Below are 11,787 nucleotides of genomic sequence, written 5' to 3' on the forward strand. Positions count from 1 at the left end.
CATGTCCCAGACACTTAACGTTGCGGTGATTCAACAAGCCGCATGGCCCGATAAAGCGCGTAGCCTGGCCGAAAGCGAAGCGGGCATTCGCCAAGCAGCCAGCCAAGGGGCACAGCTAGTGCTGCTGCAAGAGCTGCATGCTACCCACTACTTCTGCCAATACGAAGACCCGGCACTGTTTGATCTCGCTGAGCCACTGGATGGCCCGACGGGACAGCGGTTGGCGGCACTGGCAAAAGAGCTGGATATCGTGCTGGTAGGTTCGCTGTTTGAAAAGCGCGCGGCGGGGCTCTATCACAACACCGCCGTTGTGTACGACCGCGCCAAAGGGCGGGTTGGCCAGTACCGCAAGATGCATATCCCAGACGACCCAGGGTTCTATGAGAAGTTTTACTTCACCCCTGGCGACGCCGACGACGCCCGCAAAGAGGGCTTTACGCCGATTGACACCTCAGTGGGTCGATTAGGCATTTTGGTGTGCTGGGATCAGTGGTATCCAGAGGCCGCCCGTTTAATGGCGTTGGCGGGTGCTGAGCTACTGCTCTACCCCACCGCTATTGGCTGGGATCCTAATGACGACGACGCGGAAAAAACCCGCCAGAAAGATGCCTGGACGCTGATTCAGCGCGCCCACGGCGTCGCGAATGGCCTGCCCGTCTTGGTGGCAAACCGCGTAGGCTTTGAGGCCGACCACTCCGGCGTTGGCGACGGTATCGCGTTTTGGGGCGGCAGCTTTATTTGCGGCCCACAAGGCGAGCTATTAGCCCATGCCGGTGAAGAGACTGAGCAGTTGGTCGTGAGCCTGGATATGGCGCGTAGCGAAAACACCCGCCGTATTTGGCCCTACCTGCGCGATCGCCGTGTCGACGCTTATGGCGACCTAACCCGCCGCTACCGCGATTAAGCTTATTCGAGCATTTGAAAATCAAAAACGCCTGCTCTGTTATCAGAGCAGGCGTTTTGCTATCAGCGCTTAAGCCGACATCTTTTATTTCCCGGCACTTATTTCCAGAAATCGCGAATTGACGCAATACCCTGAGCACCCACCGCGCGAGCGTGGTTGGCGTCAAAGCGGGTCATACCGCCCAGCGCGAATACCGGCATACCGGCACGTTCCACCAGCTGCTGGAAGTCGTGCCAGCCCATCGGAGCCACTTCCGGGTGTGATGGCGTGGTGCGCAGCGGGGAAAGCGTGACAAAATCACAGCCCAGCACTGCCGCTTGGGAAAGCTGCTTTTGATCATGCGTGGAGGCCGACAGCCACTTGTTTTCCGCAATCGGGCGACGGTCCAGCTGCATTAAACGCGCACTGGTCAGGTGAATACCATCCGCATCGACCTGGTCCAGGAGTGCAGGCTCACCGTTGAGCAGCAGCTTAGCGCCGTACTCACGGCAAAGCTTGAGCGCTCGCTCGGCACGGGCAACATAGGCTGCATCGTCCAAACTTTTAGCTCGCAGCTGCACAAGGCGGATATTGTCTTCACGCAGAGCGCGCTCTAACAGTGCCTCGAAGCGCTCATCGTCGGCTTCCTCACCGGTAATCAGATACTCAGTGGGCAGCATCACAGCACGTAAGATAGGCAGGTTTGCCGCCGGGAACGGATAGTTCACCAGCTCACCCATCGGCACCCAGCGCACTGCCTGGCCTTCACGACCAAACGGTTCTCCAGCAAACTCATGCACCTGCCACACATCCAGCAAAATATGCTTGTCAGGGTACTCATGGTGAACGCGGATGAGCGGCTGAGCACGCACAATCTCAACGCCTAGCTCTTCATGCAGCTCACGCTTCAGACCTTCAAGCCCTGTCTCATAAGGGGCCAGCTTGCCACCGGGAAACTCCCATAAACCGCCGTGGTCGACGTTGGAAGGTCGGCGTGCGATCAGCACGTGCTTTTGATCAGCGCTAATCATTGCCGCCGCTGCGACATGAACCCGTCGTTTTACCATTACACTCATTACGTCTTATCCACTTTGTGCGCGCCGCCTGTACTGCACGACGCTATCTCGCTGCGTTAGCACGTTACTACAGCCTTAGCTGCGGTAATCCGCGTTGATGGACACATAGTCATGGGAGAGATCCGAGGTCCACACGGTGGCACCCTCTTCACCACGCCCCAAATTAATGCGAATCGTGATCTCTTCCTGCGCCATGACGGCACTGCCGGCGGCTTCGGTATAACTACCGGCGCGGCCACCGTTCTCTACTAAGCGCACATCGCCTAAGTCAATCACGACCCGGCTGACGTCAAACGCTTCAACCGGCGCACGACCCACCGCGGCCAAAATACGCCCCCAGTTGGCATCCGAGGCGTAGAGCGCAGTTTTTACCAGCGGCGAGTGTGCCACGGTAAACGCTACATCCAGCGCCTCTTGGCGAGTACTGGCCTCATTCACCTGTAGCGTGATGAATTTAGTCGCGCCTTCACCATCGCGAATAATCGACTGGGCAAGCTCAGTCATCACTCGCTGCAGGGCGTTACGGAAAACAGCAATCTGCTCTTCGCTCTCAATGTGAGCCCCCGCCCCCGTGGCGGCTAACATGCAGGCATCATTAGTAGAAGTATCGCTATCGACAGTGATGCAGTTGAACGAGCGATCCACCGTTTCTCGCAGCAGCGTGGCAAGCAAGGGCTGCTCAATCGCCGCATCGGTGATTACAAACCCCAACATGGTGGCCATATTGGGTTTAATCATGCCCGAGCCTTTGGTAATCCCGTTAATGGTGACCTGCTGGTCGCCAATATCAACGGTCACCGTGGCTCCCTTTGCGCGGGTGTCGGTGGTTAGAATACCTTCACCTGCCTGCTGCCACGCTTGGCTTGAGTCGGCCAGCGTATCAAACGCGTCCGGCAAGCCCGCCAGCAGGCGGGTCATTGGCAGAGGCTCGCCAATCACGCCCGTAGAGAACGGCAGCACCTGAGCCTGATCAGTGCCTGCCTGCTCAGCAACAGCGGCACAGCTGGCATAAGCATCTTGCAAGCCAGCCTCACCTGTACCCGCATTGGCATTACCGGTATTAATTAACCAATAACGCGGCGCAAGGCCGCTACTGGCGCACTGCTCCAGATGCTGCTTGGCAACCACTACCGGAGCAGCGCAGAACGCATTGCGGGTGAAAACACCCGCCACGGTGGCCGTCTCCGGTAGCTCAATCACCACCATATCACGGCGATCCGGCTTCTTAATGCCCGCCATTGCAGTGCCCAGGCGCACCCCACTGAGGGGTGGCAATTCCGGAAAGGGAAGGTTTCCCACCGCCATGTTTTTCTCCTCTACGTTCGCTTTCGCCAGACGTGATTAGCTTAGTTTGCCGCAGCACTGCTTATATTTTTTACCCGAACCGCATACACAAGGATCATTGCGGCCTACTTTGGGATTTTCACGACGTAGCGGACGCCCATCAGCTCCCGGCGCTGCCTCGTTCTCAGCGTCAGGCGCGTCATGACGGCTAGCAGCCGTGGCTTTTTCACGTGCAAGCTCTTCACGGCGTTTCTGTTCCAGGGCATCGACTTCTTCTGGCTGGCGCACCTGAACGTGACTGAGAATGCGCGTCACATCAGATTTAATATTGGTCAGCAGGTGTTGGAACAGCTCGAAGGATTCGCGCTTGTACTCCTGCTTAGGGTTCTTTTGTGCATAGCCACGCAGGTGGATACCACGACGCAGGTGATCCATGGACTGCAGGTGCTCTTTCCAACGCGTATCCAGCACCTGGAGCATCACCTGCTTCTCGAAGCGACGTATAAGTGCCGCACCGGCCGATTCAATCTTGGCGTCGTACGCCTCACGATGCATAGCTTGCAGGCGCTCGCGTAGCTTCTCTTCGCTAAAGCGCTCATCTTCTGCGGCCCACTGTGCGACCGGCGCATCGAGATTAAACTCGGTTTTCAGATGCGCTTCTAAGCCGTGCAGATCCCACTGTTCGGCGAGACTTTGAGGCGGCACGTAATCACTAATCGCCTCCTCCATCACTTCTTCACGAATGCCCACTACGGCAGCAGACACTTCATCCGCAGCGAGAATTTCGTTGCGCTGCTCGTAGATCACGCGGCGCTGGTCGTTAGCGACGTCATCGTACTCCAAGAGCTGCTTACGAATATCAAAGTTACGGCCTTCGACTTTTTTCTGGGCGCGCTCGACGGCATTAGAGACCATTTTGTGTTCAATGGCTTCGCCACGCTCCAGGCCCAAGGCCTGCATTAAGCGCTTGACGCGATCAGAGCCAAACAGGCGCATCAGGCTGTCTTCTAAAGAGAGGAAGAAGCGCGTAGAACCCGGGTCGCCCTGACGGCCAGCACGACCACGAAGCTGGTTATCGATACGCCGAGACTCATGGCGCTCAGAACCCACGACGTGCAAACCACCGGCTTCCAGCACCGCGTCGTGGCGTTTTTTCCACTCAGCCTTCAGCGCATCAATTTGTGCTTGGCTTGGGTTTTGCAGCTTCGCTGCTTCTGCTTCCCAGTTACCGCCCAACATAATGTCGGTACCGCGACCCGCCATGTTGGTGGCAATCGTGATAGCACCGGGACGACCAGCCTGGGCAATAATTTCCGCTTCGCTTTGGTGCTGCTTGGCGTTCAACACGTTAAATTTCAGCCCGGCATCGCGCATGAGGCGCGCCAGATATTCAGACGTTTCGATAGAAGCGGTACCCACCAGCACAGGGCGGCCTGCTTCCGTTTCGGTTTTTACGTCCTTGATAATAGCTTCGTACTTCTCTTCCGCACTCAGGTACACCAGGTCATTCAGATCTTTACGTGCCAACGCGCGGTTCGTCGGAATAACGATGACATCCAGGCCATAGATCTGACGGAATTCGAACGCCTCTGTATCCGCGGTACCCGTCATACCCGACAGTTTTTCATACAGACGGAAGTAGTTCTGGAAAGTCGTAGAGGCCAGCGTCTGACTTTCACGCTGCACTGTCACGCCTTCTTTGGCTTCTACAGCCTGGTGCAGGCCTTCTGACCAACGGCGCCCCGGCATGGTACGACCAGTGTGCTCATCGACAATCACCACCTGACCTTCGGCCACGATGTAGTCAACATCCAGATGATAGAGATGGCGAGCGCGCAGCGCTGAGTGCATGTGCTGCAGCAGGTTGAGGTTTTGGGCAGCATAGAGCGACTCGCCTTCACCCAACAGCCCCTCGGCCCGCATGAGCTCTTCCACTTTGTTGTGGCCTTGCTCCGTCAGTTCCACCTGCTTTTGTTTCTCTTCAAGCACGAAGTCACCGCTCACCGGTGCCTCATCGTCCTCTGAGACTTCGCCTTGCTCAAGCTGCTGTGCCAGACGATTCACGATGCCGTATAGATCGGTATTTTCGTCAACCGCGCCAGAGATAATCAGCGGGGTCCGCGCTTCGTCGATCAAAATGGAGTCGACTTCATCCACGATGGCGTAGTGCAGGCCACGCTGAACCTTATCTTCCAGCGAGAAGGCCATGTTATCGCGCAGATAGTCAAAGCCAAACTCGTTGTTGGTACCGTACGTAATATCGCACTGATAAGCGTGGCGCTTCTCTTCACCGGTTTGGCCCGAGAAGATAACGCCTACCGAGAGACCCAAAAACTCATACAGCGGACGCATCCATTCGGCGTCACGACGTGCCAAATAGTCATTGACCGTGACCACGTGAACACCCTTGTTTGGCAAGGCGTTCAAATAGACGGCCAACGTGGCTACCAGGGTTTTACCTTCACCGGTTTTCATTTCGGCGATACGGCCACGATGCAGCGTCATACCACCGACCATCTGCACATCAAAGTGACGCATGCCCATTACCCGTTTGCTCGCCTCGCGGACCACCGCAAACGCTTCTGGCAACAGATTATCCAGTGACTCGCCTTCGTCTAGCCGCTGGCGCAGCTCGGCGGTTTTGGCCTGCAGCTCGCCATCATTTAGGCCAGCCAATGACTCTTCTAACGCATTGACGCTCTGCACGCTTTTTTGCATGCGTTTAACTTCACGGTCGTTTTTAGAGCCGACCACTTTACGTAGCAAATTATTAATCATGAAATTTCCAGATCATCGTGAGCGACCCATCCAGGTGCGCCCTTTATACAAGGCAAATGCGGATAAATTTAATCAATGCGTTGTTTAGTGGGCGGGCCACGGGGGGTAAGCACATCGCTGGCGGCAACAAAGCGCAGCGTGATCAGCGGTAACCAGAGAGGACGACGGCGGACGTTGGATAACCAGCGCGTTTGGCGCGAGACCCAGCGACGAAGCGCACGACGCTTTTTGGCAATCCAATGCGATTGGGCGCGCAGCATTGCTGGCATCCAAAAGCAGATACAGACGCTGCGGTCGCTGCTTCGCAGCGCATCTGAAGGATGTAAACTAGCGGGCAGTAAACAGCTCACCAACAGGCCAGCCAGCCACCAACGTGCTAAGCCATAGCGTCGTTGACGCCATGGCGAAGCAGAAACGATCCCTGACGTTGATGGCATGCTGTGGACTGGCTCCCGAGCGTGTTAGGCTCTGTTCATTGGCGGTCAATCATAGGCGCTGTTTGTATTCGCCAGCACGACGTTACTAGCAACACCCTAGGAATTAAGTTGATGAGTATAAAGGTTAAGCGTTCTCGCGCACAGCCCATTGCCCAACTGCTGACCAAGTCTGGCGGTGTCGGTCAGCTAATGCGTCAGTCCCGCCTTATTGATCAGGCACAGCGCCACCTTCGCGCCCATTTACCAGAAGAGATGCGTGAGCACATCTTTGTCGGCGGCTTCAGCAACGGGCGCCTTACCCTGATCAGCGGACAAGCCAGCTGGTTAACGTGGTTGCGCTATGAACAGTCACGCCTTTTGGCCTTACTCCACCAGTTGCCAGGCTTTGAAGGGGTCACAGGGTTTACACTAAAAGTTCGCCCAATACGCCCCATCGAAACGCCTAAACGCTACACACGCACACTATCAGACGATGCGGGTAAAACGCTGGCTGAGTGCGCCAAAGACACTGACAACCCTCGATTAAAAAACGCCCTTGAACGGCTGGCTTCGCACGCTACTCGCCCTACTGAACCGAAACGATAAAAAGCAGCGCTCTTAAACGCATAAAGCACCGCCGTAGCGATGCTTTATAAAGTGGGGGGCCATTTCATTATTTCAACTCAACTGCCCCAACATTTTGCTGTATGGCACGTTATGCCATAGCAGGAGCGGCATAGGAAATAGGCGCCACTGCTTTCTCTTCTTCAAACGTTACAATTTCAAAAGCGTCCGGCTGTGCCATCAGCTCGCGACATAGCTGGTTATTCAGGGCATGACCAGATTTCACCCCACGGAATTCACCAATTAGGCTGTACCCCAACTGATAAAGATCGCCGATGGCATCCAACACTTTGTGCTTAACGAATTCGTCTTCGTAACGTAACCCACCTTCGTTCACAATGCGGTAATCATCAACCACAATGGCATTTTCTAAGCTGCCACCCAGCGCCAGATTGTTAGAGCGAAGATACTCTAAATCGCGCATAAAGCCGAAGGTACGTGCACGAGAGACTTCTTTCACGAACGATGTGGTCGAGAAATCGATGAGTGCGGTCTGCTTCTGCTGTTCAAAGACCGGATGGTCAAAGTCAATGGCAAACGAGACTTTGAAACCTTGATGAGGCAAAAAGGTAGCCTCTTTATCACCATCGGTGACGCCGATACGGCGCTTAATGCGAATAAACTTCTTGGCTGCTTCCTGCTCCAAAATGCCCGCTGATTGAATCAGGAACACAAAGGGGCTGGCGCTGCCGTCCATAATAGGCACTTCAGGCGCACTAATGTCGACGTAGGCATTATCGATACCTAGGCCAGCAAAAGCCGACATCAGGTGTTCAACAGTGGCAACTTTAACGCCTTCATAAGAGAGCGCAGTGCACAGCGTGGTGTCTTCCACCAATTCGGCGCGGGCAGGCACGTGTACCACTGGGTCCAGATCGGTTCTGACAAACACAATGCCGGTATTGGCCGGCGCCGGACGCAAAGCCATATGGACTTTTTTGCCAGAGTGCAGACCCACTCCCGTGGCGCGAATGACGTTTTGTAATGTGCGTTGTCTGATCATGGGTAGTGGTCAAGCTCTAATGACGGCGGTTCGCAGCTAGATGCTACAAAGCCCGCAGGGGAAAGAAAGTTATCAAACAGTGTTCACTTTAACAGCAAACGAGCGTTTTAACCAATAAAACTCTCGTTTGCTGCCTCAATGAGCCTGATAGCGGGGGTTAATCCGCTTGACGGCGCAAAAATGCGGGGATGTCGAGATAATCGTCAGCATCTGCTGAACGACGTTTTTCAGCGCGCGGCTTGGGTGCTGCCTCCGCTTCAGCGCGAGCTGTTGCCTGCTGGCGCATAACGGTGGGCTGCTGCAGTTTGCGGTAATCAGAACCACCCACGTCTGCCGCTGAACGACGAGCTGGCTCACGCGCCGCGGCCGCTTTTGCTTTGCTGCCGTCTAGCCCTGCCGCTACAACGGTCACGCGCAGTTCATCAGACATTTCCATATCGATGGACGTACCAACCACGATAGTCGCTTCTTGCGAAGCAAACTCTTGGACGGTGGCGCCTACATCGTTGAATTCACCAATGGAAAGATCCGGGCCAGCGGTAATGTTGACCAAGATGCCACGGGCACCGTGCAGATCGATATCTTCCAGCAGCGGACTGCGGATAGCCTTTTCAGCGGCCTCACGAGCACGGTTTTCACCCGTCGCGCCGCCTGTGCCCATCATCGCCATGCCCATTTCGGACATCACCGTGCGCACGTCCGCGAAGTCGACGTTAATGATACCAGGGCTAGTGATCAGCTCAGCAATACCTTGAACCGCACCTAGCAGCACGTCGTTAGCGGCACTGAAGGCTGTTAGCAGCGTGGCATTTTTGCCCAGCACTGATAGCAGCTTTTCGTTGGGAATAGTGATCAATGAGTCGACGTGCTCAGAGAGCTCTTTCATCCCCTCTTCTGCGGCACGCATACGCTTCGGCCCTTCAAACGGGAAGGGGCGCGTAACGACCGCTACCGTGAGAATGCCGAGTTCTTTAGCCACTTGTGCGACAACGGGAGCACCACCAGTACCCGTACCGCCCCCCATACCGGCAGTGATGAAGACCATATCAGCACCGCTCAGCAGTTCAGCGATACGATCGCGATCTTCCATTGCCGCCTGACGACCCACTTCAGGGTTAGCGCCTGCGCCAAGCCCTTTGGTTATTTCGCTACCAAGCTGCAGCACCGTTTTTGCCGATACGCGCTTGAGTGCTTGAGCATCGGTATTGGCGCAAATAAATTCGACGCCTTCAATGTTGCTCTCGACCATGTGGTTGACAGCGTTACCACCGCCGCCGCCAACGCCCACTACTTTGATGACCGCACTGCTCGAGGGTGCGTTATCTACCAATTCGAACATAAGCCCCGTCTCCTGAACCGCGCTTGCGGCCCTATCAGAAATTTCCTTTGAACCAGCCTTTGATTCTTGCCAGCGCCGAATGGCCATCCTTGATATCACGCCGGGCTAATTCGTTGCGTCCTTTGTGGGCAGCAACGACTCCCCCGTGGCTTTCTAGGCCTTGCCCATGACGAGTTTCCTGCAATGCATAATGCAGTAAACCAACGCCCGTCGCATAGATAGGATTGCGAACCACATCTGCCAAGCCTCTGACATTTTGCGGGCAGGCAATACGAACCGGCATATGAAAAATCTCCTCTGCCAGCTCACTTACACCCTCCATGCGCGAGGTGCCGCCGGTGAGCACCACTCCCGCAGCCACCATATCCTCATAGCCGCTACGGCGTAATTCGTCTCTTACCAAGGTAAACAGTTCTTCATAGCGTGGCTCAACCACTTCGGCCAGCGCCTGGCGCGATAGATCTCTTGCCGGACGGTCGCCTACGCTAGGAACCTTAATCATTTCATCGCTTGCGGCCAACTGCGTCAGGGCGCAAGCATACTTAACTTTAATCTCTTCCGCATGCTGAGTCGGGGTGCGCAGCGCCATGGCAATATCGTTGGTCACTTGGTCACCAGCGATAGGAATCACCGCCGTGTGACGAATAGCACCTTCCGTAAAGATAGCCATATCCGTGGTTCCGCCGCCAATGTCTACCATGCAGACACCCAGCTCACGCTCATCTTCCGTTAACACCGCCATGCTAGAGGCCAGCTGTTCCAGAATGATCGCGTCAACATCTAACCCACAGCGACGCACGCATTTTTCAATATTTTGAACTGCGTTTAATGCGGCAGTGACCAAGTGCACCTGAGCTTCTAAGCGCACGCCGGACATACCGAGCGGCTCACGGATCCCGCCTTGGGCATCGATGGAAAACTCTTGTGGCAAAACATGCAGCACGCGCTGCCCTTCAGAAATCGCTCGAGCCCGAGCAGAATCAATCACGCGCTCGATATCAGAAGGCGTCACTTCGCGCTCTTTAATCGCCACCACGCCATCGGAGTTCATGGAGCTAATGTGGCTCCCGGCTACTCCCACATATACCGAATGAATATCGCAACCCGCCATCAATTCTGCTTCTTCAACAGCACGCTGAATGGACTGAACGGTTGACTCAATATTGATGACAACGCCACGCTTCATGCCGCGCGAGGGGTGGGAACCGATACCGGCAATCTCAATCCCACCATCATCAGTGGGCTGACCGACTATCGCGACGACCTTGGACGTTCCAATGTCCAGCCCGACAACCATATTGGATGCGTTGGGTGAGCCTGCCATGAGTCGGTAAATCTCCTTGACGTCGTTTTAATAAACGCGGAAGACACTTTATTTGCCGAGGCAAAAAAGAGCACCTTCCAAATTAAATGAATAGATATAAACTTAACATTAGCTGATTGAGCGAACCGCTGACAGGATAATCAAAACGCACCCATATCACCGCTAGGGACATAGTATAGAAACAATAGTCGCAATACGACTACCCCACGCCCACGATAATTGGCTTGGGAGTCAATTTAAACCCCAATGGCGGGTCTTTGGGCGTTGGCAACCACTCACCTTTCCTACTTTTTGCACATTGTCAGCTATTGTTACTCTTCTTGCCCCGGCTGTTCACTCTCTTGAAAATCGGTTTCACCATGCCAAGCGACCGCAACGCCATTCGGATAGCGTAGGTCAATATAGCGAATATGGTCTTTTAGGCTAGAAAGCTCGCGCTGCCAAGAGGCTGATAACCTGGCCAGCCGCTCGCCGTGCTGGCGTCGACCTAACATCACCCAGACACCGTCGCCCAGTTGCAGGCGCCATGCACCGCGGGGCTCAAGGCGTAGCTGAGAAAGCGACAGCGCCAGCCCAGCAAAGTGGGGCATCAAGCGATTGTAGTAAGCCAGTACTTCTTCACTACTACCCGCAGGCCCGGCTAAATCAGGCAGACCGTTTGGCACTTCTAGCGGAGCAAACGCGAACGGCTCACCCTCAGGATTTAACAGAAAGTCATCATTCCAACGTGCGACAGGCGTTTGCTCAACAAGCTCAAACACTAATGCGTTTGGCCACTCCCGCGAGATACGCACCTCATACAGCCAGCCAATGTTCAACGCTCGACGGCGAAGCTCGCCTAAATCGGCAGAGAGCCAAGTCGCTTCTTGCACCATCGGCGCTAGCTGGGTACGCAGGTAATCCGCGCTCACATACTCCCACTCACCACGAATTGACACGCGCTCGATAGGGCGATCTAACCACAGCCATAGGGCTCGACTGCCAGCGCCTAACAACAGCGCCAGCAGCAAAACGCCTAACCATGCGTTGCGTCTTTTCATAACGTTCATACTAACCACAC

10 protein-coding genes are annotated in these 11,787 nt (G+C 55.1%); 2 read left to right on the forward strand and 8 right to left on the reverse strand.

The features are described 5' to 3' along the window. Position 1 precedes the first annotated feature (1 nt). Positions 2-904, forward strand: coding sequence for a carbon-nitrogen hydrolase (locus tag R0J87_RS11755; RefSeq protein WP_498886323.1), 903 nt, complete (start codon positions 2-4; stop codon positions 902-904). A gap of 98 nt (positions 905-1,002) precedes the next feature. On the opposite strand, the gene R0J87_RS11760 is transcribed toward R0J87_RS11755, so the two are convergent. The 4 genes from R0J87_RS11760 to R0J87_RS11775 all read right to left on the reverse strand — a co-directional run bounded on the left by R0J87_RS11760 (position 1,003) and on the right by R0J87_RS11775 (position 6,458). Then, entirely contained in the window at positions 1,003-1,959 is a 957-nt protein-coding gene (locus R0J87_RS11760) for a Nudix family hydrolase (RefSeq protein WP_404342082.1), read from the reverse strand. Between the two features lie 75 nt (positions 1,960-2,034). Further along, positions 2,035-3,264: a bifunctional glutamate N-acetyltransferase/amino-acid acetyltransferase ArgJ gene (argJ, locus tag R0J87_RS11765; RefSeq protein WP_498886324.1), complete on the reverse strand. Its 1,230-nt coding sequence runs from the start codon at positions 3,262-3,264 to the stop codon at positions 2,035-2,037. Between the two features lie 36 nt (positions 3,265-3,300). After that, positions 3,301-6,021 carry a preprotein translocase subunit SecA gene (gene secA / locus R0J87_RS11770; RefSeq protein WP_404463236.1) on the reverse strand — a complete coding sequence of 907 codons (2,721 nt, stop codon included), beginning with the start codon at positions 6,019-6,021 and terminating at the stop codon, positions 3,301-3,303. A gap of 68 nt (positions 6,022-6,089) precedes the next feature. Then, positions 6,090-6,458 carry a hypothetical protein gene (locus R0J87_RS11775; protein ID WP_404342088.1) on the reverse strand — a complete coding sequence of 123 codons (369 nt, stop codon included), beginning with the start codon at positions 6,456-6,458 and terminating at the stop codon, positions 6,090-6,092. Between the two features lie 111 nt (positions 6,459-6,569). Between R0J87_RS11775 and R0J87_RS11780 the strand changes: the two genes are divergently transcribed. Continuing rightward, positions 6,570-7,043, forward strand: coding sequence for a DUF721 domain-containing protein (locus tag R0J87_RS11780; RefSeq protein WP_404342090.1), 474 nt, complete (start codon positions 6,570-6,572; stop codon positions 7,041-7,043). A 109-nt stretch (positions 7,044-7,152) separates the two neighbouring features. Here the strand turns inward: R0J87_RS11780 and lpxC are convergent, their stop codons facing one another. From lpxC to R0J87_RS11800, 4 genes are all read right to left on the reverse strand, one after another. Next, entirely contained in the window at positions 7,153-8,064 is a 912-nt protein-coding gene (gene lpxC, locus R0J87_RS11785) for a UDP-3-O-acyl-N-acetylglucosamine deacetylase (RefSeq protein ID WP_404342092.1), read from the reverse strand. 157 nt (positions 8,065-8,221) lie between these two features. After that, on the reverse strand, positions 8,222-9,403 hold the full coding sequence (gene ftsZ / locus R0J87_RS11790) for a cell division protein FtsZ (protein WP_404342094.1): 1,182 nt from the start codon (positions 9,401-9,403) through the stop codon (positions 8,222-8,224). Between the two features lie 34 nt (positions 9,404-9,437). Next, complete coding sequence (gene ftsA / locus R0J87_RS11795; RefSeq protein WP_188638410.1) at positions 9,438-10,727, reverse strand: cell division protein FtsA; 1,290 nt, start codon at positions 10,725-10,727, stop codon at positions 9,438-9,440. A gap of 311 nt (positions 10,728-11,038) precedes the next feature. Continuing rightward, positions 11,039-11,767 carry a cell division protein FtsQ/DivIB gene (locus R0J87_RS11800; RefSeq protein ID WP_498886327.1) on the reverse strand — a complete coding sequence of 243 codons (729 nt, stop codon included), beginning with the start codon at positions 11,765-11,767 and terminating at the stop codon, positions 11,039-11,041. Positions 11,768-11,787 lie beyond the last annotated feature (20 nt).

The sequence above is a fragment of the Halomonas sp. SIMBA_159 genome, from assembly GCF_046536035.1.
Taxonomy (GTDB): domain Bacteria; phylum Pseudomonadota; class Gammaproteobacteria; order Pseudomonadales; family Halomonadaceae; genus Vreelandella; species Vreelandella venusta_A.